General features: G+C 69.4%; 22 protein-coding genes and 1 pseudogene. 7 read left to right on the top strand and 16 right to left on the bottom strand.

Going from position 1 to position 19810, the window contains the following annotated elements; translation table 11 throughout:
- Both Ahu01nite_RS18600 and Ahu01nite_RS18595 read right to left on the bottom strand, forming a co-directional pair.
- The gene (locus Ahu01nite_RS18600; RefSeq protein WP_203837797.1) at positions 1-1020 is read right to left on the bottom strand and encodes an adenosine deaminase; all 1020 of its coding nucleotides are present in this window, start codon (positions 1018-1020) and stop codon (positions 1-3) included.
- Positions 1011-1796 carry a trans-aconitate 2-methyltransferase gene (locus Ahu01nite_RS18595; protein WP_203837796.1) on the bottom strand — a complete coding sequence of 262 codons (786 nt, stop codon included), beginning with the start codon at positions 1794-1796 and terminating at the stop codon, positions 1011-1013. Before Ahu01nite_RS18595 ends, Ahu01nite_RS18600 begins: the two co-directional genes overlap by 10 nt.
- Before the next feature lie 77 nt (positions 1797-1873).
- Here Ahu01nite_RS18595 and Ahu01nite_RS18590 point away from each other — a divergent pair, with 77 nt between their 5' ends.
- Both Ahu01nite_RS18590 and Ahu01nite_RS18585 read left to right on the top strand, forming a co-directional pair.
- On the top strand, positions 1874-2851 hold the full coding sequence (locus Ahu01nite_RS18590; protein ID WP_203837795.1) for an aldo/keto reductase: 978 nt from the start codon (positions 1874-1876) through the stop codon (positions 2849-2851).
- The gene (locus Ahu01nite_RS18585; protein ID WP_203837794.1) at positions 2838-3287 is read left to right on the top strand and encodes a hypothetical protein; all 450 of its coding nucleotides are present in this window, start codon (positions 2838-2840) and stop codon (positions 3285-3287) included. The genes Ahu01nite_RS18590 and Ahu01nite_RS18585 overlap by 14 nt, the downstream gene beginning before the upstream one ends.
- Before the next feature lie 186 nt (positions 3288-3473).
- Here Ahu01nite_RS18585 and Ahu01nite_RS18580 read toward each other — a convergent pair whose 3' ends face one another.
- The 7 genes and pseudogenes from Ahu01nite_RS18580 to Ahu01nite_RS18550 form a co-directional block, all read right to left on the bottom strand.
- Complete coding sequence (locus Ahu01nite_RS18580) at positions 3474-3677, bottom strand: cold-shock protein (RefSeq protein WP_011905669.1); 204 nt, start codon at positions 3675-3677, stop codon at positions 3474-3476.
- 284 nt (positions 3678-3961) lie between these two features.
- Positions 3962-4234 (bottom strand): DUF4235 domain-containing protein, encoded by a 273-nt coding sequence (locus tag Ahu01nite_RS18575; RefSeq protein ID WP_203837793.1) that lies wholly within the window; start codon positions 4232-4234, stop codon positions 3962-3964.
- Positions 4235-4556: 322 nt separating this feature from the next.
- Positions 4557-4689: pseudogene (locus Ahu01nite_RS50440) on the bottom strand (DUF3618 domain-containing protein); the annotation flags it as partial.
- Positions 4686-5123, bottom strand: a complete 438-nt coding sequence (locus tag Ahu01nite_RS18565) for a phage holin family protein (RefSeq protein ID WP_203837791.1) — start codon at positions 5121-5123, stop codon at positions 4686-4688. The gene Ahu01nite_RS18565 and the pseudogene Ahu01nite_RS50440, both read right to left, overlap by 4 nt.
- 70 nt (positions 5124-5193) lie before the next feature.
- Entirely contained in the window at positions 5194-6480 is a 1287-nt protein-coding gene (locus Ahu01nite_RS18560) for a mechanosensitive ion channel family protein (protein WP_203837790.1), read from the bottom strand.
- Between the two features lie 98 nt (positions 6481-6578).
- Positions 6579-7400 carry a DUF1206 domain-containing protein gene (locus Ahu01nite_RS18555; protein WP_203837789.1) on the bottom strand — a complete coding sequence of 274 codons (822 nt, stop codon included), beginning with the start codon at positions 7398-7400 and terminating at the stop codon, positions 6579-6581.
- A gap of 62 nt (positions 7401-7462) precedes the next feature.
- Positions 7463-7786 (bottom strand): hypothetical protein, encoded by a 324-nt coding sequence (locus Ahu01nite_RS18550; protein ID WP_203837852.1) that lies wholly within the window; start codon positions 7784-7786, stop codon positions 7463-7465.
- Positions 7787-7832: 46 nt separating this feature from the next.
- Between Ahu01nite_RS18550 and Ahu01nite_RS18545 the strand changes: the two genes are divergently transcribed.
- Positions 7833-8114, top strand: coding sequence for a GNAT family N-acetyltransferase (locus Ahu01nite_RS18545; RefSeq protein WP_239158945.1), 282 nt, complete (start codon positions 7833-7835; stop codon positions 8112-8114).
- On the opposite strand, the gene Ahu01nite_RS18540 is transcribed toward Ahu01nite_RS18545, so the two are convergent.
- Positions 8111-9688 carry a glycoside hydrolase family 3 protein gene (locus Ahu01nite_RS18540; RefSeq protein WP_203837788.1) on the bottom strand — a complete coding sequence of 526 codons (1578 nt, stop codon included), beginning with the start codon at positions 9686-9688 and terminating at the stop codon, positions 8111-8113. The two genes, Ahu01nite_RS18545 and Ahu01nite_RS18540, sit on opposite strands and share 4 nt — an antisense overlap.
- Before the next feature lie 163 nt (positions 9689-9851).
- On the opposite strand from Ahu01nite_RS18540, the gene Ahu01nite_RS51385 reads away from it, so the two are divergent.
- The 3 genes from Ahu01nite_RS51385 to Ahu01nite_RS18530 are packed head-to-tail and all read left to right on the top strand — an operon-like array spanning position 9852 to position 12632.
- Positions 9852-9983 carry a hypothetical protein gene (locus tag Ahu01nite_RS51385; RefSeq protein WP_275411761.1) on the top strand — a complete coding sequence of 44 codons (132 nt, stop codon included), beginning with the start codon at positions 9852-9854 and terminating at the stop codon, positions 9981-9983.
- Between the two features lie 18 nt (positions 9984-10001).
- Complete coding sequence (locus Ahu01nite_RS18535) at positions 10002-10952, top strand: TIGR03557 family F420-dependent LLM class oxidoreductase (protein WP_203837787.1); 951 nt, start codon at positions 10002-10004, stop codon at positions 10950-10952.
- A 39-nt stretch (positions 10953-10991) separates the two neighbouring features.
- Positions 10992-12632, top strand: a complete 1641-nt coding sequence (locus Ahu01nite_RS18530; RefSeq protein ID WP_203837786.1) for a RecQ family ATP-dependent DNA helicase — start codon at positions 10992-10994, stop codon at positions 12630-12632.
- Between the two features lie 58 nt (positions 12633-12690).
- On the opposite strand, the gene Ahu01nite_RS18525 is transcribed toward Ahu01nite_RS18530, so the two are convergent.
- Positions 12691-13194, bottom strand: a complete 504-nt coding sequence (locus Ahu01nite_RS18525; RefSeq protein ID WP_203837785.1) for a hypothetical protein — start codon at positions 13192-13194, stop codon at positions 12691-12693.
- 279 nt (positions 13195-13473) lie between these two features.
- Between Ahu01nite_RS18525 and Ahu01nite_RS18520 the strand changes: the two genes are divergently transcribed.
- Entirely contained in the window at positions 13474-14925 is a 1452-nt protein-coding gene (locus tag Ahu01nite_RS18520; protein WP_203837784.1) for a methyl-accepting chemotaxis protein, read from the top strand.
- A gap of 6 nt (positions 14926-14931) precedes the next feature.
- On the opposite strand, the gene Ahu01nite_RS18515 is transcribed toward Ahu01nite_RS18520, so the two are convergent.
- The 5 genes from Ahu01nite_RS18515 to Ahu01nite_RS18495 all read right to left on the bottom strand — a co-directional run bounded on the left by Ahu01nite_RS18515 (position 14932) and on the right by Ahu01nite_RS18495 (position 19788).
- Entirely contained in the window at positions 14932-15573 is a 642-nt protein-coding gene (locus Ahu01nite_RS18515; RefSeq protein WP_203837783.1) for a response regulator, read from the bottom strand.
- Positions 15570-16832, bottom strand: coding sequence for a sensor histidine kinase (locus Ahu01nite_RS18510; RefSeq protein ID WP_203837782.1), 1263 nt, complete (start codon positions 16830-16832; stop codon positions 15570-15572). Before Ahu01nite_RS18510 ends, Ahu01nite_RS18515 begins: the two co-directional genes overlap by 4 nt.
- A gap of 8 nt (positions 16833-16840) precedes the next feature.
- Positions 16841-17581 (bottom strand): ABC transporter permease, encoded by a 741-nt coding sequence (locus Ahu01nite_RS18505; protein ID WP_203837781.1) that lies wholly within the window; start codon positions 17579-17581, stop codon positions 16841-16843.
- A 1-nt stretch (position 17582) separates the two neighbouring features.
- A complete protein-coding gene (locus Ahu01nite_RS18500; protein ID WP_203837780.1) occupies positions 17583-18491 on the bottom strand; it encodes an ABC transporter ATP-binding protein in 909 nt (302 codons plus the stop codon).
- Between the two features lie 82 nt (positions 18492-18573).
- Positions 18574-19788 (bottom strand): glycosyltransferase, encoded by a 1215-nt coding sequence (locus tag Ahu01nite_RS18495; RefSeq protein ID WP_203837779.1) that lies wholly within the window; start codon positions 19786-19788, stop codon positions 18574-18576.
- Positions 19789-19810 lie beyond the last annotated feature (22 nt).

The following is a 19810-nucleotide window of genomic DNA, read 5'->3' as shown; positions in this document are numbered from 1 at the left end:
TCACGCGGGCCATTTTTCCGTGTAGTCGTCGATCTCGCTCAGCAGCTTCTGCTGGGTCGTGGTCGGCAGGAACGACTGGGTGACGGCGGCCTTGGCCAGCCCGGCGACCCCGGCCGCGTCCAGCTCGAGCAGGTGCGCGGCGACGGCGTACTCCTCCTCGAGCGTGGTGCCGAACATCGGCGGGTCGTCGGAGTTGATCGAGAAGGGCACGCCCGCGGCCACGATCTGCGGCAGCGGATGCTCGGCGATGTTCGCCACCGCCCGGGTCCGCACGTTCGAGGTCGGGCTGATCTCCAGCGGGATCTGGTGCTCGGCGAGATACGCCATCAGCTGCGGGTCACCGACCGCGGCGATCCCGTGGCCGATCCGCTCGGCGCCCAGGTCGCGCAGCGCGTCCCAGATCGTCGCCGGGCCGGTGGTCTCCCCCGCGTGCGGGACGCTGTGCAGCCCGGCGGCGCGCGCCTTGTCGAAGTACGGCTTGAACTGCGGGCGCGGCACGCCGATCTCGGGACCGCCCAGCCCGAAGCTGACCAGCCCGTCCGGGCGTTCCTCCAGCGCGATCCGCAGGGTCTCCTCGGCGGCGGGCAGCCCCGCCTCGCCCGGGATGTCGAAGCACCAGCGCAGCTCGATGCCGAAGTCCGCGGCGGCACCGGCCCGGGCGTCCTCGATCGCCGCGCAGAACGCCGGCGCCGGGATGCCCCGCTTGACGTGCGAGAACGGCGTGATCGTCAGCTCGGCATAGCGGACCTGCTGGCGGGCCAGCTCGCGGGCGACCTCGTAGGTCAGCATCCGCACGTCCTCGTCGTCGCGGATGAGGTCCACGACGGTGAGGTAGATGTCGATGAAGTGCTTGAAGTCCTTGAACGCGAAGTAGTCGGCCAGCGCCGCCGGGTCGCTCGGCACCGGCGACCCCTCGTGCCGCGACGCGAGCTCGGCAACGATCCGCGGCGACGCCGAGCCCACGTGATGCACGTGCAGCTCCGCCTTCGGCAGGCCGGCGATGAACGAGGTCAGATCCATGAACTCTCCCCCTGCAGATGCGCCACCAGGAAGATCCGGCGGAACGGGAACGCGACATTTCCGCTCCGGGCAGGGTAGTCCGCCGCGAGCCGTGCACCGAGTCCGGCCCGGAAGGATCGCCACCGCGTGTCGTCGAGCGCGGCCCGCACCGGCCGGAGTGCGGTGCCGTCCATCCAGCGCAGCACCGGGTGCTCCGCGCCGTTGTCCGGCAGCAGGTGCAGGTAGGTGGTCTCCCAGGCGTCCACGGTGGCACCGGCGTCCAGGAACAGCGCCGCGTAGTCCTGCGGGTCGTCCACCGGTGCCTCCCGCAGCAGTCCGTCGAGGTCCTGCGCGTACGGCTCGGTGCGGGCCAGCTCTCGCAGTGCCCGGTGGCTCGGTGCGCCGAAGTTGCCCGGCACCTGCATCGCGAACCACGCCCCCGCCGGCAGCTCCCGAATCCACGTGCTCAGCAGCTCCTGGTGGCCGGGCACCCACTGCAGGGCGGCGTTCGTCACGACCACGTCGGTCTCGCCGTCCGGGTGCCACTGCGCGATGTCGCCGACCCGGAACCCGCCCGTGCCGAGGGCCCGTGCCTTCTCGATCATCTCCGCCGAGCTGTCGATGCCCTCGACCCGGGCGCCGGGCCAGCGCTGCGCGAGGGTCGCGGTCAGTTCACCAGGACCACACCCCAGATCGATGACCGTACGCGGCTCAGCGGCGTCGACCCTGCTCACAAGGTCGAAGAACGGCCGGGCGCGCTCGGAGCCGAACCGGTGGTAGACAGCGGGATCCCACATGACGTTTCTCCAAACCGTACGTACGTCTTGTTTCGCAGCCTAACATCGCGCACCCCCGGTTGAGCTAGGCTCCTGCCGTGGAAAAGCGCAGATTCGAGCGGCTCGGCCGCGATGTGGGAGTCATCGGTCTGGGCGCCTGGCAGCTGGGTGCCGACTGGGGCGACGTCAGCGAGGAGGACGCGCACGCGACCCTCGGTGCGGCGGTCGATGCGGGTGTGACGTTCATCGATACGGCCGACGTCTATGGTGACGGCCGAAGCGAGCAGGTCATCGGCTCATTCATCAAGGACCGCCCGCAATTGACGGTGGCCACCAAGATGGGCCGCCGGATGGCACAGGAACCGGGCAACTACACGCTCGATAACTTCCGCGCCTGGACGGATCGGTCCCGTTCCAACCTTGGTGTGGAAACGCTCGACCTGGTTCAGTTGCATTGCCCGCCGACGCCCGTCTTCAGCTCCGACGAGGTGTACGACTCACTTGACACACTTGTTGCCGAAAAGCGCATCGCTGCGTATGGCGTAAGTGTGGAGAAAGTCGACGAAGCACTCGCGGCAATCGCGCGACCGGGCACGGCCAGCGTACAAATCATCGTTAATGCCCTGCGTCTCAAGCCCTTGGAAAAGGTCCTTCCGGCGGCAGCTGCGGCGGGCGTCGGCATCATCGCCCGCGTGCCCCTCGCATCGGGGCTGCTGTCCGGCCGTTACGACGAGCAGACGCAGTTCGGCTCGGACGACCACCGCAACTACAACCGCCACGGCGAGGCATTCGACGTCGGTGAGACGTTCTCCGGAGTGGACTTCTCCACCGGGCTGGAGGCGGTCAGCCGGCTGCGTCCGGCGGTCCCCGCGGAATTCACGATGGCCCAGTTCGCGCTGCGCTGGATCCTCGACCACCCCGCGATCACCGTGGTTATCCCCGGCGCCCGCAACGCCGACCAGGCCCGCCTCAACGCCGCCGCTGCCGCTCTGCCGCCGCTGCCGCAGGCCGCCCACGACGTCGTCCAGTCCGTGTACGACGAGCTGATCCGGCCCCAGGTCCATGACCGCTGGTGACCAGTGGCCGGGCCGGCAACCGGCACCCGGCGGCCGTGAGCCGTGGGGTCAGCCGCCCCCTGCCCCGCAGATCTCCGCCCCCATCAGCGGCGGCGGCACCTGGGGAAACGCTCCGGTCAACGGCGGCGGCACCTGGGGAAACGCCCCGGTCAACGGTGTCCCTGCCGCTGACGGGCCCGCCCCTGAGTCGCCGCTGGTCGATCCGGCCCCGGAGGCTGTGCCGCTGAAGGGCTGGGCCTGGCTGACAGGCGGCATGCTGTGCCTGGTCACCGGCGTGCTGTGGACCGCGCAGGGCCTCGACCTGGTCACGAACAGCTCGATGAGCGGCGTGAAGATCTTCGCCGTCATCGGCCCCGTCGTGGCGATCGCCGGCCTCGCCCTGATCGTCATCGGCGTGCGCACCCGCAGCAAATACAAGCGTTCACTCGCTGCCTAGCCACTCACAACGGCCCGGTCACTCACAACGGCCCGTCACTCATAGCGGCCCGTCACTCATAGCGGCCCGGTCACGTCGCTCATAGCGAAAGCCCCGCCTCTCGGGAGGAACCGAGGAGCGGGGCTTACCGCTAGAGCCGATCTCCGCCAGGCGATCAGCTGCCGGCGCAAAGCCGGCGGGTTGGTCTTAGAGGGGCCGGACCTGCTCCGCCTGCGGGCCCTTCTGGCCCTGGGCGATCTCGAACTCGACCCGCTGGTTCTCCTCCAGAGTGCGATACCCGCTCGTCTGGATGGCCGAGAAGTGGACGAACACGTCAGCACCCCCGCCGTCAACGGTGATGAAGCCGAAGCCCTTGTCTGCGTTGAACCACTTCACGGTTCCTTGCGCCATGCTGAACTCTCCTTCTGGAAATTTCGGCCCGGTGTCGCAGAGCCGATGGTCGTTTTCGAGCAGCGGCGCCGCGAACGGCCACAGAAGGAGTGCCCCTCGCAGCAGGGTTTCTGCGAAAGGCTTACCAGCTGAACCACGTACACAAAAACTGGCCACACTGTACCCGAGGAAGCGTCGATAAAGCTTCCCCTTAGTGGGAAATGAGTGGGCCTTACTCTCCGCAATGAAAAGGCCCTCAGCGACGCTGAGGGCCTTGACCTTGGTCGATCCGGTTATGTCTGACCTTAATCGGGCCAGGAGCCTGTCACCTTGCGGACACCGACCGCCCCGCCGCGCTGTACCGCCGCGCGGACAACGGAGAAGATGGCGCCGGAGATAGCAGCGGCCGCGAGGACCTCACCCCAGCCACGCTCTTCGTCGTCCGGCGTGGGAGCGTCATCCTCACCGACGGCGAGCTTCCAGACCTCCTTGAACACCGCACCGGCGATGGCGCCGGCCGCGACGCCCAGCAGCAGACCTACCGGCTTGTACGCGACCTTCTGGAGCTTGCCGCTCACTTACGCCTCCCGCGGACGATCAGGATGATGCCGACCAGCGCCACCCCCGCAGCCACCACGGCGGCGAACGGGATCGGGTTACGGCGGACCTGCTCGCGGGCTTCCCCGGCCTTGTCCAGCGCGCCGGACTCGCGCACCTTGTCCTGGGCCAGGGCGACCTTGTCGCCGGCCTGGGAGGTGGCGGCGCGCACCTTCTCGGAGGCCACAGCAACCTTCTCGGAGGCGACGGTCGCCGCGCTGCCGGCGGCGGCTCGCACCTTCTCGGTGGCGTCGTGGACCTGGGCCTTGACGTTGGCCTTGGTCACCTCGACCTGCTCCTTGGCGCGGGCCTTGACGTCGGCCTTGGCCGCGAGGGCCTGCACCGTCTCGCCCAGTTCGGCGCGGGTCTGCTTGATCTCCTCGCGCAACGCCTCGACGTCGGGCTTGTCGCCCACCGTTCCGTTCTTGTCGCTCATGCCCGGCTCCTGCCGCTCTTGATCGCGTGCTTTACCTCGTCGACATCCGCCTTCGCGCTCGCGAGGGCGGACTCAGGCTCCGGCGGGACCGCCTTGGTGACCTGCTTCTTGCCGAGCAGCGCCAGCACCCCGGCCGTGGCGAACAGCACCACGGTCATGATCAGCGCGGCGAGCCACAGCGGCAGGAAGATATTGAGCACGATGATCAGCGTGGCGATCAGGGCGCCGACGCCGTACATGGCGAGCACACCGCCACCGCCGAACAGACCCACACCGATGCCGGCGTGTTTGCCTTTTTCCGTGAGCTCCGCCTTGGCGAGGGCGATCTCATCCCGTACGAGCCGGGTGAGCTGCTCGCTCGCTTTCTGGACCAATTCCGAGGTGGACTGGTCGGAACCCGGGCGAACCGGGCTACCGTTCAGGACATCGGCCATGGTGTCCTCCTTTCCCTTGCAGGCTGTATGCCCTGCGCTGCGCCGGGTCAATCCTCGCTGGCAGAACGCCTTATGAGCGATTTCCCGCGGTTGCGGGCGCCGGTTCGCCGGCCGATGCGGTGCGGTGTCCGTCCGGCCCCGATTCGTCCGGACCGGGCTCCTCCGGTCCGCCGAACACGGCGGCCCGGTTGTCACCGTCACCCGCCCCGCTGAAGACCCGAGCGTCGTCGGAGGGCTCAACGGCCGGGTGGTAGTGACCGTTATGGTCGAATTCATGGGCGTCGGGCAGCTTGACGTTGTTCGACGCCTCCGCGGCGGCGAGGCCGGAACGCTCGATGTTGGTGACGTCGGCCCGCATCCGGGGCAGCGTGTCCTGGCGGTTCTCGAAGACCCAGGTGACGAGCCGCTCCCGGACCAGGCAGCGCAGGTCCCACAGGGAAGGGGCGTCGTTCGCGCTCACCAGGGCCCGCAGGCGGATCATGCCACCGATCGCGTCGGTCACCTGGAGTACGCAGACCCGCCCGTCCCACAGCTCGGTGCCCTCGCAGACGGCCCGCAGCTCGGCGCGCATCGGCTCCACCTGCACCGACCAGTCGACGTCGATCTCGGCGGTGCCGAGCACCGCGGAGCCCTTGCGGGTCCAGTTCTGGAACGGCTTCTGCGTGAAGTACGACGTGGGCAGGATCAGCCGCCGGTCGTCCCAGATCTGGATCGCGACGTACGTGAGGGTCAGCTCCTCGATGCGCCCCCATTCGCCCTCGACGACCACCACGTCGTCGATGCGCACGGCGTCGCTGAACGCGAGCTGGAGACCCGCGAAGAGGTTGCCCAGGGTGCTCTGGGCGGCCAGCGCGGCGATCACGGAGACGAGCCCCGCGGAGGCGAGCAGGCTGGCGCCGACCGTCCGCACGGCGGGGAAGGTCATCAGCATGACGCCGATGGTGATGACGACTATCGCGGCGACGGTGACCCGGCGCAGCATCTGCACCTGGGTCTTGAGCCGGCGGGCCTTCATGTTGTCGGGGACATCGATGCGCCACTTGGCGAGCGCTATGTCCTCCATGACGAGCAGGAGCGCGCCGACGAGCCAGGCGCTGGAGGCGATCACGAGGATCACGAGGGTGTGCACCACCCCCTGGCGTCCCGGGAAATCACCCGCGAACCCCCGGATCGCCACCTGCACGGCGAAGACCGTGGCGGCGATGAGGAACGGAAGATGCGCGGTGGTGGCGAGATCGGCCAGCAGCTGGGAACGCCGACCGAGGGTCTTCACCACCAGATGGATTGCTTCGACTGCCACTGTCGCGGCGCCCGCGGCCACGACAACGGCGAGCAGGGCGGTCAGAACGCTGGTCACGGTTCCCTCTCCTCAACAGGGTTGGTTGCCAGCGATCAACAGTGCCCCGCTCGCCTGTGTCTGGAACATGCGCGCGGAAGGTCAGACCTTGGGATAGATCACACCTTGCGGTAACGGGACTGGAAGAAGCAGTAGACACCGAAGGCCGCGATGCCGAGGGCGATCAGGCCGAGCAGCCACGGACCGTACGGCGCACCGGCGAGCGTCTTGAGCGCGGCGTCGAGGCCACGGGCCTTCTCCGGGTCGTACTTGACCGCGGCGATGACGACCAGGACACCGGCGATCGTGTAGGCGATGCCCTTGGCGGTGTAGCCCGCCATGCCAAGCCGCTCGACCGTCTTGCGGACCTTGGCGTCCATCTGCTGCATGTTCAGGTGCTTCTCGAACTTCTTCTTGAGCCCGTAGATCGCCAGGCCGATACCGACGCCGACCACGACCAGGCCGACGAAGCCGATGAAGAAGCGCCCGGCGGTGTTGTCCATGAGGCTCGACGCGCTCTTCTGGGAGCTGTCACCGCTGGAGGCGTTCGAGCCCGAGAGCACCTTGATGCCGATGAAGGCGAAGTAGAGGTACATGATCGTGCGGCAGCCCGAGATGAAGCGCTCCGCGAGAGCCGCCCGGTCCTGCTCACCGCTCTCGCCGATGGCCGCCTCGAAGGCCTGCCAGATCGCCAGCCCGATCATGCCGATGATGGCGATGACCACCATGGTCTTGCCCAGCGGCTTGGCGGCGAGCTCCGTCAGGGCGCCCGACTGGTCTCCCTCACCGGACGAGCTGCCAATGGCGATCTGCAGCGCGAGCCAGGCGATCAGCAGGTGGATGACGCCGTACGCGATGAAGCCACCGCGGGCGAGGTATTCGAGCGGTTTGCTGTCAGCCGCGCGCGATGCGGTGTTGCGAGCTTGTGAGGAGGCAGTCATAGACCGGTTATGTGACCGCCGGTAAACTTTTCCAAACCTCCGTCACACGCACGCGGGCTGTGCTAACGCGACACTTGGATGCCAATGTTGTTCTCGGTGATGCTGTCCAGCGTCACCTGAAGCCCCGCGACCTCGACGGCCTGCTGACCTTTGGTGAGCTGGATCTGCTCACCGGCGATCTCCATGGTGACCGTGTTCTGGTCGGCGCTGAGGAATTTCGCCTCGACGCCCAGCACGTTGGCGCTGGCGTTGACGGTCCGGTCGATGGTCACGGTGCACTGGTCCAGACCGCATGAAACGTTGTCGCTGCTGCATCCGGCTAGAAGGCCGGCGCTGAGGACTGCGGCGGTGAACAGGGCTGCAAGACGAGGTGCTGCGGTGTTCATCACCAGTCCGAGGATAGCTGGCGCAAGCGAGCCTAATCTGGAACTCATGGACGTCACTGTGCGGGACAACCCGCAGCGCAACAGGTTCGAGCTTCTCGTGGACGGCGAGGTCAGCGGGTTCGCCGACTACCGGGTCCGCGACGGGATCCTCGTCGTCGTGCACAGCGAGGTCGACCCGAAGTTCCGGGGCCAGGGCCTGGGCAATGTCCTTGCCGAGCAGACCCTGGACACCCTCAAGGAGCGCGGCGAGAAGGTCGTCCCCGCCTGCCCGTTCTTCGCGCACTACGTGTCGGAGCACCACGAGTACGACGACATCCTGGTGAGCTAGGCGGCGAGCGCCTGCCTGGAACGGTCCGGCACCGAGGTGCCGGCGAGCAGCTCGGCCGCGGCCTGACCGCAGGCCCGGGTGGCGCCGTGGGTGGCCAGGTGCAGACCACCGCTGACCGACACGGGTACGCCCATCTCGACGACGATCGCGTCGGGCCGGACGGCCAGGGTGGCGGCCAGCGCGTCGGCGACCCACGGGTGGCGGTGCGCGTCGCGGACCACCAGCACCAGCGGTCGTGCGCCTGCCCCGGCCAGGATCGCCGCCGCCGGGTCGGTGGCGCCTTTCAGGTCGTCGGCGTCGAGCCGGATCGAGGTGGTGCCGGGCAGCAACTCGCTCAGCGGCGTGCCCACGCCCCACGGCGTCTCGGCACCGATGGCGATGTTGCGCGGCGGGGCGAGCTCCACCACGTGCGGCGGCACGGTCAGCGGGAGCTCGGGGGCGGCCACGGTCGTGGTGACCTTCAGCGCACGGCGGGCGGCGGCCTGGCCGACCACGGAACCGCCGATGACGGCGATCTCCGGCTCGGCGGCACCGACCGCATCGGCGACCGCGCGTGCCCCCGTCGCCGTCTGCGTCGTCAGCGTCCAGGACGCCAGCGCACGGACCCGGGTGGCGGCGTCGCGCAGCCGCTCCTCGCTGAGCTGACCGGAACGCACGGCGTCGACGATGGCGTCGCGCAGGCGTACGGCGCTGTGCTCGTCGGCGTGGTCACCGCCGACACAGATCGCGTCGGCACCCGCGGCCAGCGCCCGGACCGTCGCGCCCTCGAGGCCGTACTTACGGCGTACGCCCTGCATCTCGATGCCGTCCGTGATGATCAGGCCCTCGAAGCCCAGTTCCTCGCGGAGCAGACCGGTCAGGATGCGCCGGCTCAGGGTGGCGGGCAGTTCCGCGTCGTACGCGGGCACGATCAGATGCCCCGTCATGATCGAGCGGACTCCGGCGGCGATCGCGGCCTTGAAGGGGACCAGTTCGATGTCGTCGAGCCGGGCCCGGTCGTGGCCGATCACCGGGACGTCGTGGTGCGAGTCGACGGCGGTGTCGCCGTGACCCGGGAAGTGCTTGGCGCAGGCGGCGACGCCGGACTCCTGCAGGCCCCGGATCCAGGCCGCGCCGTGCCGGGCCACGAGTGCGGGTTCGGCGCCGAATGCGCGTACCCCGATGATCGGATTGTCGGGGTTGTTGTTGACGTCGGTGTCCGGGGCGTAATCGAGCGTGATCCCGGCCTGCGCCAGGTCAGCACCGAGGTCCCGGGCGACCGCTCCGGTCAGCTCGACGTCGTCGATCGCGCCCAGGCCCAGGTTGCCGGGGCGGGAGCTGCCGTGGCGCGACTCGAAGCGGGTGACGTCCCCGGCCTCCTCGTCGATGGCCACGATGACCTCCGGCCGCTCCGCGCGCAGCTGGGCGGTGAGCGCCGCGACCTGGGCGGGCGTCTCGACGTTGCGGGCGAACAGCGCCACGCCGCCCAGCCCCTCGGCGAGCCAGCGCCGGACCCAGTCGGGTGCGGTCGTGCCCACGAACCCGGGCTGCAGCACGGCGGCGGCTAGCTCGGGCAGGTCGCCAGATTTCGGCATGACTTCGCGTACCTCCGGTGACGATTGATTCGCGCTCGGTGAGCGCGTCCCCCTCAATGCAACCGCACCATGGTCGCCCAGCCCCCGCCATTCAGTCAACAAACCTTTCTATTAAACATGTTTAAAGTCCGTGAAGTCGCCGTCGGTCGGTAGGCTTCGATGCGTGCTGAACCCCGCCGTCCTTGCCGCGTCCGGAGTCGACTGGTCCCAGGTTCACGCCGTCAAGCTGCTCGGCGTGGCGCTCGGCGCGCTCATCCTCTTCTGGGCCATAAAACGCATGTTCGGCGGCAAGTAACAGGGGTATCCGCCTGGCATGCGAATCGGATATTTCCTGTCAAGCGAGGAGTACACGCCCGCCGAGCTCATCGAGCAGGCCAAGGGCGCGGAGCAGGCCGGGTTCTCGGCTCTCTGGATCTCCGACCACTATCACCCGTGGGTGGACGCCCAGGGCCAGAGCTCGTTCGTGTGGTCCACGATCGGCGCCATCAGCCAGGTCTGCTCGCTGCCGATCACCACGGCGGTCACCTGCCCCACCGTACGCATCCATCCTGCCGTCATCGCCCAGGCCGCAGCGACCAGTGCCGTGCTGACCGGCGGCAGGTTCCGGCTCGGCGTCGGCACCGGCGAGGCGCTCAACGAGCACATCTTCGGCGACGCGTGGCCCGAGGCGGACGTACGCCTGGAAATGCTCGAGGAAGCCATCGCGATCATGCGTGAGCTGTGGAAGGGCGGCGTCGTCTCGCACCGCGGCAAGCACTACACGGTGGAGAACGCCCGCATCTACACGCTGCCCGAGAAGCCGGTCGAGATCCTCGTGTCGGGCTTCGGGCCCAAGGCCGTCGAGGTGGCCGCACGGATCGGCGACGGGTACGTGAGCACGATGCCCGACGGCGAGCTCGTTTCCCAGTTCCGCAGCCAGGGCGGCGGGGAGAAGGTCGCGCAGGCGGGGTTCAAGGCGGCGTTCGCGGCGTCCGAGGAAGAGGGGGCTCGGATCGCGTACGAGAAATGGCCCAATGCCGGCGTCCCCGGTGAGCTCTCCCAGGTCCTGCCGTCGCCCAAGCACTTCGAGCAGGCGTCCCAGCTGGTCACCCAGGACATGGTCAAGGACGCGTTCGTCTGCGGCAACGACCCGCGGGCCCACCTGGAGATGATCGACCAGTACGCGAAGGCCGGATTCGACGAGATCTACGTCGCCAACACCGGCCCGAACTGGCAGGGACTCTTCGATCTTTACGCCGCGAAGGTCCTCCCCGAGCATCGCTGACGTTTGATTGTCACACCCCTGGGGCAGAATGGCCGCTCGATGAAGCTGAACATTCCCGTCTATGGGCCCCGGCTGCGCAAGATCGCGCGCAAACACTTCGGCTGGCCGTCGCTACGGCCCGGCCAGTTCAAGCCGATGCGTGCGATCCTGCGCCGGCATGACGCCCTCGTCGTGCTGCCCACGGGCGCCGGCAAGTCGGCGATCTATCAGATCCCGGCGGTGCTGCTGCCGGGGCCCACAGTGGTCATCTCGCCACTGCTGGCCCTGCAGCAGGACCAGATCGCCGCGCTCAACGAGTACGACGACCCGAAGCTGCGCGCCGTACGCGTCAGCTCCGCGGAGACGCCGGCTCAGCAGCGCGAGGCCATCAAGGAGATCCGCGAGGGCCGGGCGGAGTTCCTGTTCATCACCCCCGAGCAGCTCAGCGATCCGGAGCGACTGGCCGAGGTGCGCGCCCTGCGCCCCGGCCTGGTCGCCGTCGACGAGGCGCACTGCATCTCCGTGTGGGGCCACGACTTCCGCCCGGACTTCCTGCAGATCGGTCACCTGATCAAGGGCCTGGGCCGGCCCCCGGTGGTCGCACTGACCGCCACGGCATCGCCCCCGGTCCGCGACGACATCATCGCCCGCCTGCACCTGAGAAAACCGGAGATCCACGTCTCCGGCCTCGACCGGCGCAACCTGTTCCTCCAGGTCGCGCAGTGCCCCGACGAGAATTACCGCTGGCGCCGCCTGACCGCCATGCTCGACGAGGTCGAACGCCCCGGCATCATCTACGTCGCCACCCGTCGCGCCGCCGAGGAGCTCGCCGAGAAACTCACCAAGGCCGGCTACCCCGCCGAGTTCTACCACGGCGGCATGGCGTCAGGCGCCCGCGAGCAGCGCCACGAGGACTTCTCCAACGACAAGCTCGACATCATGGTGGCCACCTCGGCGTTCGGCATGGGCATCGACAAGCCCAACATCCGCTGGGTCGCCCACATGGCCCTCCCCGACTCCCCGGACAGCTACTTCCAGGAGATCGGCCGCATGGGCCGCGACGGCGAGCCCAGCCGCTCCCTGCTGCTGTGGCGCTCCGAGGACGAAGCGATCCAGCGCTTCTTCAACGGCGGCAGCCCCGACCTCGTCGAGGTCCGCGAGCTCGCCGCCGCCCTGCGCGCCGGCGTCACCACCAAAACCGCCCTCAAGGACAAAACCGGCCTCGGCCCCCGCAAACTCGGCCAGCTCCTCGCCCTGCTCGAACAGGTCGGAGCAGCCCACGTCGACGGCAGCAAGTGGACGGTCCCCCGCTACGCCCCCCTGCCCGCGAAAGCAGCCGAGGACGCACTGGCCGAACACGAACGCCAGCAACTCGTCCAACGCTCACGCACCGACATGATGCGAGCCTTCGCCGAAACCCGAGCCTGCCGAACCCAGACCCTCCTCTCCTACTTCGGCGAAGACGTCACCCGCCAATGCGGCCACTGCGACAACTGCGCCGACGGAGCAGCCGAAGAGGTCGAAGAAGCCGCCGGCGACGAACCCTTCAAAGTCCACAGCACCGTCCAGCACCCCGAATGGGGCCCCGGCATGGTCATGGGCTACGAGGAGGAGAAAGTCACCGTCCTCTTCGAATCCCAGGGCTACAAGACCCTGTCCGTCCCCGTCGTCCTGGAGCACAAACTCCTCACCCAGGTCTGACCCCCACGACAAACGGCGCCGGCCTCGAGGCCGGCGCCGTTCGCGTGCTCACGAGGACTCAGTCGGTGAGTGCCTTGGCGAGGCTGTCGCGGAAGGCGCGTTCGCTGTCGGTGACTTCCTCGCCGCCGATGCCGAGTACGCCGCCGGTGGAGGCGGCGCCGACCACGGTGTCGGCGATTTCGACGAGCCAGTGCTTGTAGGTTTCGGCGTCCTCCGGGGAGGCCTTGGTGGCGAGCAGGGTTGTTGCTTCGGCTGCGCGGGTGACCACGTCCTCGCCGTAGCCGACCGGGTCGGCGGGCTCGATGGCGGGTAGTTCCTCGCCCAGGTCGGGGTCGCCGGTGGCGGCGAGTACGGCGCCGGCCACGGCGGTGACCAGGCCGCTGGCCGAGGCGCGGGCGTCGGAGATCTTCTCCAGGCCGGCGGCCTGCTCCTGCCGAGTTTTGCGCGCGCTGTCGTGGGTCGCCACGCTGGCCGCGGTCAGCACCGACTGGGGCAGGCCGACGAGCAGCCCCCACTCGGCGTCGGTGAAGCCGAACTGGGAGTACAACGGTTCGTCCGTCACGGGTTCCTCGCTTCGCTTCCGTATACAGGCGATCAGGATCTAACCCGGGGACGGGTACGGCAAACCCGTTGTCACGTTCGGGGATCGACAGGGAACTCGGCATGGACGCATTTGCCGGATTCGAGAATTGTCCGGGGCGCCCTGGAGGTCACTCAGCGCGACGGTGTGGTGTGCCGAAAACAACGCCTGTGGGTGCGCGCCCAGGTCGTGGTTTTCCTCAAAGTCCGGCCGTTCCGGGCGATGTGACTGGCGCAGACCGCCCTGCCACGAGGAGATGTCATGGAGCAAGCACGGTCCTACAACGGCGTGGTGTGGGCACCCGCCGTGGCTGCCGTAGCCGGGATGGCCGCAGGAGCTGTGCTGCTTCTGGCCGGTGGCCCCACCGTCGCGGTGGTGATCGTGCTCGCCGTGGCGGCCGTCGCGGCCCTGGTGCTCGCCCGCCGCGCGGTCACCGTGGCCGGTGACCAGCTCGCCGCGGCTGCCCGGTTGGAGGCGGCGCTGCGCGACGGGGACCTCACCGGCGTACCCGCGCTCGGGCAGGCCCTGGGTGGTCTCGGCTCTGCCGTCGAACTGCTGACGATCGCCGGCCAGGAGATGACCTCCAGCGGTGACACGATCGCGTCGGGCGTTCGCGACACCACCGCGCAGGTCAGCACGATCGTCGACTCGGCCGGGGACGTCTCCGCCCGGGTTCAGGGCATCGCCGCGGCCGGTGAGCAGATGCACGCGGCCATCCAGGAGATCTCCCGCAACGTCACGAACGCGGTGGGTGTGGCCCGGGACGGCGTCGACACCCTCGCCACCACCGCGACCACCATGAGTGCCCTGGAGAAGTCCTCGGCCACCATCGGCGGCGTCGTCCGGACGATCACCGCGATCGCGGAGCAGACCAACCTGCTCGCGCTGAACGCCACCATCGAGGCCGCCCGCGCCGGCGACGCGGGCAAGGGCTTCGCCGTCGTCGCGACCGAGGTCAAGGATCTCGCCACGGAGACGGCCCGGGCCACCGAGGAGATCGCGGCGACGGTCCAGCAGATCCAGGGTGACTCGGCCTCGGCCATCGAGGCGATCGGCGAGATCCAGCGGATCATCGACAGCATCTCGGAGTACCAGAACTCGATCGCCTCCGCGATCGAGGAGCAGACCGTGACGACCAGCGAGATGAACGCCGCCACCAGCGAGGTCTCCCAGCAGGCCGAGTCGATCGCCAAGGCCATCGCCGTGGTCAGCGAACGCTCCGCCACGACGGCCACCGCCGCCGAGCGCAACCGGATGGCGGTCTCCGAGATCGGCCGTATCGCCTCCGAGCTGCGCCGGACGACCGGGACCCTGCGACTCCCGGCAGCCGGCACCGGCGAGGCGACGTATGAGCTCTTCTGGGACCGCCCGGCCAACTGCCTCAACATCGTCCTGATCGGCACCTGGGAGCAGTCCCTCGCCGACCGTTACGGCCGGGAATTCTCGGAGAAGCTCACCGAGCGCCGCGACGGCTGGACGGTCATCTGCGACATGAGCAAGCTCGGCCCGACCATCCCGGGCGTCCAGGCGATCATCGAGGGCACCATGGCGAACGCCGTAGGCGCCGGCATCCGCCGTGCCGCCCTCATCCTCGACAACCCTCTCGTGGCGATGCAGATGCAGCGCTCCTCCGACGAGACCGGCGCCCCCATCGATTACGTCGCCACGATGGCCGACGCCCGCACCGCGCTCGCCCTGGCGCCGGTCGCATGACCCGCTTCAGGGCTCCCGGCGGGTGCCGAGCAGGCCGCGTTCGAAGGCCGTGGCCACTGCGGCGGCGCGATCCCGGACACCCAGCTTCGCGTACGCATGCAGCAGGTGCGTCTTCACCGTCGCCTCGCTGATGAACAGGCGGGTCGCGGCCTCCCGGTTGGAGCAGCCCCGCGCGATCAGGCCCAGCACCTCCAGCTCCCGCTGACTCAACGGTTCGCGGCCGGGCGCGGGTGACCGCAGCTCCCCCATCAGTCTGCCGGCCACCGCGGGCGAGAGCACCGACTCCCCGCGGTGGGCGGCCGACACGGCGCGGAACAACTCCTCACGCGGCGTGTCCTTGAGCAGGTAACCGGTCGCGCCGGCCTTGATCGCCGGCAACACGTCGCTGTCGCTGTCGTACGTGGTCAGCACGAGCACCCGGGCCCGGAACCCCTGCGTGCGCATCGCCCGGATCGTGCTCACGCCGTCCATCCCCGGCATCCGGAGGTCCATCAGGACGACGTCCGGGTCGACGTCACGCGCGACCACGAGCGCCTCGGCCCCGTCAGCGGCCTCCCCCAGCACCTGGAACCGGTCGTCACCGGCGAACATGCCGCGCAGTCCGTCACGCACCACCGGGTGGTCGTCCACGATCAGCAGCTTGATCATGACGCGGTCTCCAGGCGCAGAGCGGGGACGCAGGCGGAGATCGCGGTGCCGAGGCCGGGCTCGGACTCGATCTCCAGGGTGCCCGCTATCCGCTGGACCCGTTCACGCATGGCGGTCAGGCCGTAGCCACCGCCGTCCGGCCGAGGGCGCGGGACGGCCGGGTCGAAGCCGGTGCCGTCGTCGCGGACGTCGAGGGTCACCAGATCCTCCATGTAGGACAGGGTCAGGGCGACGCGGGCGGCCGCGGCGTGCCGGGCCACGTTGGTGAGCGCTTCCTGGGCGGTGCGGAGCAGGGTGGCCTCGATCTCGGGGAGCAGGGTACGGGCCGGGCCGGTGGTGATGAGCTCGGCGCTTACGCCGTGCCGGGTCGTCCAGTCGCCGACCAGCTCGCGCAGGGCCTCCGGCAGGGCTGCCGTGTCGAGTTGCTGCGGGCGCATGGCGCGGACCGAGCGGCGGGCCTCGGCGAGGCTGTCGCGGGCCAGCTTGCGGGCAGCGCCGAGGTGCCTGCGCCAGTCGGCGGGGCGTTCGGCGGCCTGGTCGGCGGCCTCGAGCTGGGTGACGATGCCGGTCAGCCCCTGGGCCAGCACGTCGTGGATCTCGCCGGCGAGACGCTGGCGTTCGTCGAGGACGCCGGCCTCGCGGGCCTGGACGAGCAGCTGGGCGTGCAGGCCCGCGTTCTCCTCGAGCGCGGCGGCGAGCTTTCGGTTGGCCTCGGAGAGCTCGTCGAGCATCCGGGCGCGGCGCTCGTGATGGCCGTCCGTGGCGATGGTCAGGAAGGTCATCGCCGTGCCGATGGAGATGTTGAAAGCGAGGACAACGGCGAACTTTCCCCATTGACCCGGCTCCCCCAGGATCCAGAAACCGTTCATCTGTGAGATCGCCGTGCAGACCCCGACGCCGGCCGCTCCCACGAGCCGCCACCGACCGCGCAACGCATAGAGAACGTAGAGATAGACCGACCAGGCGAAGAATCCGAAGAGCGGGTTTGTCCAGATCAGCAGCGCGTTCAGGGCGCTCAGCCCGATGAAGAACACCGTCATGAGCCGTTGCCGGGTCCGCCATTGCGGGTGGAGGGTGGCGAACCACAGAATCCAGGCGACGGTGACCCCGGAGACCGCCAGCGACGCCCCGAACGGCCGGTGAGGGATCTCGGGATCGTCCAGCGTGATGACGACCAGCACCGTCGAGGCGGCCAAGGCGGCATACGGAACGATCAGCCGCAACCGGTCCAGCAGCCCGGTCTGACCCGTCAGGCTCATGGTGTCCCTCATTCCCAGCGGAACAGGCGGGCCGCGGCGATCCCGAGAACCAGCATGTACGCCAGGAGCACGGTAAGCGATCCCCACGACGGCCATGACCCCGTCATCGCCGCGTGCAGGGCACGCTCGCCGGCACCCAGCGGGCTGAGATCGCTGATCGTCCGCAGCAGACCGGGGAAGACCTCGCGCGGCGTCCACAGCCCGGCGAAGAACATCAGCGGGAAGAACAGGAACGTGCCGATGCTGTTGGCCGTCTTGCCCGAGGGGGCGACCGCGGCCACCAGCAACCCGACGGTGAACGCCGTGCCGGCGGTGAGCAGGAACGCGATCACGAAACCGTCGGCCTGCCGGGGCAGCGCGACGTCGAACGCGAGCCGGCCGACGGTCAGCACGAGGGCCACGGAGACGATCGCGATGAGCAGGTTCATCGCGAGCTGCGCGCCGAGCAGCGTGACCGGCCGGACCGGGGTGGTGGCTATGCGGCGCAGGATGCCCCGCTCGCGATAGGTGGCCAGGGCGAGCGGCGCCACCTGCAGGCCGAGCATGCCGAGGGTGAACACGACGGCGATCGCGACGTAGAGGTCGATGACCCGAGCGCCGCCGAGCGCGGGATCCGGCTTGCCGAAATCAGGGATGTTGCCGAGGATCGCGATCAGGACCGTCGGGAAGAACAGGGTGAAGAACACCTGCACCGGCTCGCGCAGGAACAGCCGCAGCTCGGAGCGGGTCAGCTTGGCGAAGATCGACATGTCAGGCCTCCTGGTCGGTGGAGCGGCCGGTGAGGCGCACGAACGCGTCGTCCAGGCTGGCCTGCTCGATGCGCAGGTCGTGGGCGATGATCCGGTGGGCCACGAGGGTGGCCGAAACGGCCTGGAGCAGGTTGCCGGTGCCGGCCACCTCCAGCTGGTTGCCGTGCCGGATCACCTCGGTGACCTCGGGCAGCGCGGTCAGCACGTCATCGTCGACGGGCAGGGACGGGCGGAACCGCAGACGCTGCTCGGCGGCGAGGTGCGAGATCAGCCCGGCCGGGGTGTCGAGCGCGACGACCGCACCGGCGTCGATCACGGCGAGCCGGTCGCAGAGCCGCTCGGCCTCCTCCATGAAATGGGTGACCAGCACGATGGTGACCCCGCGGTCGCGGACGGACTCGATGAGGTCCCACGTGTCCCGCCGGGCCTGCGGGTCGAGGCCGGTGGTCAGCTCGTCGAGGATCGCGATCCGCGGGTTGCCGACGAGCGCGAGCGCGATGGAGAGCCGCTGTTTCTGACCGCCGGAGAGCTTGCCGAACCGCTCCCCCAGCTTGCCGTCCAGCCCGAGGTCACCGGCGAGCACGCGCCAGTCCGCGGGGTCGGGGTAGAAGGCGGACCAGAGCTCGAGCGCCTCCCGCACGGTCATCTTCTCGGGGAGTTGGCTCTCCTGCAGTTGCACCCCGACCTCGGCGCGCAGCCCGGGCTCGTGCGGCTCGCGGCCCAGGACCCGGATCGAGCCGCCGTCGGGCGTGCGCAGGCCGCAGACACACTCGACGGTGGTCGTCTTTCCCGCGCCGTTGGGGCCGAGGATCCCGAAGATCTCGCCGGCGTCGACCGTGAAGGAGACGTTCCGCACGGCGGCGGTGTCCCCGTAGCGCTTCTGAAGATGAGCGACGTCGATGACTGTCATGCCTCAAAGCTTGGCCCGCTGAGGCACTTCGCCGCGTCGACCAGCCGATGGGGTTTCGGTGTCCACCAACTGGTTGATGCGACTAGACAACCACCTCGGCTTCGCTGGTGCGACGGCCCGCGACCGCCCCGTAGACCGAGCCCAACTGCGAGGCAACCCGCTTCCATGAGTACGCCTGCCGCGCCCGGTCCAGCGCCGCTGTGGCGTACGCGAATCGCCTGACCTTGTCGTTGACCAGCCGGCGCAGCGCACTGCCGAGCGCACGCGGATCCCGGGCCGGCACCAGATCACCGGTGAGCCCGTCCACGACGGTCTCGTTGAGGCCCCCGATCGAGGTGCCGATCACCGGCACCCCGCACGCCATGGCCTCCAGCGGAGCGAGCTCGAACTGCTCGTTCCAGGGTGCGGCGACCAGCAGATCGGCGGAGCGGTACCAGCGGGGCATGTCCCCGGCGGGCACCGCGCCGATCAGGCGCACCCGGTCGGCGACCTTGTACTGCTCGGCGAGGGCACGCAGCTTCTTGGCCTGCGGATCCGCGGCGAGCTGCTGCGGGGACGGGCCGCCCACCACGACGCACTCGGCGCCAGGCACGAACCGCATCGCCTGGATGACGTCGCCGAAACCCTTGCTCTCGACCAGCCGGCCGACGGTGAGGATGCGGGGCCGCTCCGGGTCACGCTCGGCGCTCGGGCCCTCCGGTGTGAAGTGCTCGCTGTCGACGCCTGCCGGGACGACCGTCAACCGGGCCCGCGGGACTCCGATGCGTACGAGATCACGCAGTTCGTCCTGGCTTTGCGCCACCACCCGGTCCACCGCCCGGCCGAGCGCACGCTCGTAGCCGGTCCGCGACGGCCCGTTAGGTGATCCCGGCATGCCGGGCAGGTCATGCTCGGCGAGCTCGTGGAAGGACTGCACCACCGGGATGCCCACCTGCCGCGCGGCGGTGACAGCCGCCAGGCCGCTGGTCCAGTAGTGGGCGTGGGCGACCTCGGGAAGCCAGTCGCTGTCGAGCCATTCCGTGCGCAGCCACTGCGCGAAATCCCCCATGTGGGGCAGCAGAAGGTCGGCAGGGATCACCCGGGCGGGGCCGGCGGGCACGTGCACCACCTGAACGCCCTCGCCCATGCTCACCATGGCGGGCAGGTCAGGGTTGTCACGCCGCACGTAGACCCGCACCTCGTGACCCGTCTGGGCCAGAGCGGTGGAGAGCGCGGCGACATGCCGCTGCTGGGCGCCGGCCGTGCCGCCCGGGGTGGGCAGCGGGCTCGCGTGCTCGGAAATCATGGCGATCCGCACGTGGTCCTCCTCCGACAGCTTG

The organism is Winogradskya humida (genome assembly GCF_016862215.1).
Taxonomy (GTDB): domain Bacteria; phylum Actinomycetota; class Actinomycetes; order Mycobacteriales; family Micromonosporaceae; genus Actinoplanes; species Actinoplanes humidus.
The sequence above is the reverse complement of the archived record's forward strand: the minus strand, read 5'-3'. Positions and strand labels throughout refer to the sequence as shown.

Coding starts and splice junctions, on each gene's coding strand:
- Ahu01nite_RS18510 (WP_203837782.1), bottom strand. CDS start 16,832: ATGAGCCTGACGGGTCAGACCGGGCTGCTGGACCGGTTGCGGCTGATC.
- Ahu01nite_RS18520 (WP_203837784.1), top strand. CDS start 13,474: ATGGAGCAAGCACGGTCCTACAACGGCGTGGTGTGGGCACCCGCCGTG.
- Ahu01nite_RS18535 (WP_203837787.1), top strand. CDS start 10,002: ATGCGAATCGGATATTTCCTGTCAAGCGAGGAGTACACGCCCGCCGAG.
- Ahu01nite_RS18565 (WP_203837791.1), bottom strand. CDS start 5,123: ATGGCCGATGTCCTGAACGGTAGCCCGGTTCGCCCGGGTTCCGACCAG.
- Ahu01nite_RS18580 (WP_011905669.1), bottom strand. CDS start 3,677: ATGGCGCAAGGAACCGTGAAGTGGTTCAACGCAGACAAGGGCTTCGGC.
- Ahu01nite_RS18595 (WP_203837796.1), bottom strand. CDS start 1,796: ATGTGGGATCCCGCTGTCTACCACCGGTTCGGCTCCGAGCGCGCCCGG.
- Ahu01nite_RS18515 (WP_203837783.1), bottom strand. CDS start 15,573: ATGATCAAGCTGCTGATCGTGGACGACCACCCGGTGGTGCGTGACGGA.
- Ahu01nite_RS18530 (WP_203837786.1), top strand. CDS start 10,992: ATGAAGCTGAACATTCCCGTCTATGGGCCCCGGCTGCGCAAGATCGCG.
- Ahu01nite_RS18600 (WP_203837797.1), bottom strand. CDS start 1,020: ATGGATCTGACCTCGTTCATCGCCGGCCTGCCGAAGGCGGAGCTGCAC.
- Ahu01nite_RS18555 (WP_203837789.1), bottom strand. CDS start 7,400: ATGACTGCCTCCTCACAAGCTCGCAACACCGCATCGCGCGCGGCTGAC.
- Ahu01nite_RS18500 (WP_203837780.1), bottom strand. CDS start 18,491: ATGACAGTCATCGACGTCGCTCATCTTCAGAAGCGCTACGGGGACACC.
- Ahu01nite_RS18550 (WP_203837852.1), bottom strand. CDS start 7,786: ATGAACACCGCAGCACCTCGTCTTGCAGCCCTGTTCACCGCCGCAGTC.
- Ahu01nite_RS18540 (WP_203837788.1), bottom strand. CDS start 9,688: ATGCCGAAATCTGGCGACCTGCCCGAGCTAGCCGCCGCCGTGCTGCAG.
- Ahu01nite_RS18505 (WP_203837781.1), bottom strand. CDS start 17,581: ATGTCGATCTTCGCCAAGCTGACCCGCTCCGAGCTGCGGCTGTTCCTG.
- Ahu01nite_RS18545 (WP_239158945.1), top strand. CDS start 7,833: ATGGACGTCACTGTGCGGGACAACCCGCAGCGCAACAGGTTCGAGCTT.
- Ahu01nite_RS18585 (WP_203837794.1), top strand. CDS start 2,838: ATGACCGCTGGTGACCAGTGGCCGGGCCGGCAACCGGCACCCGGCGGC.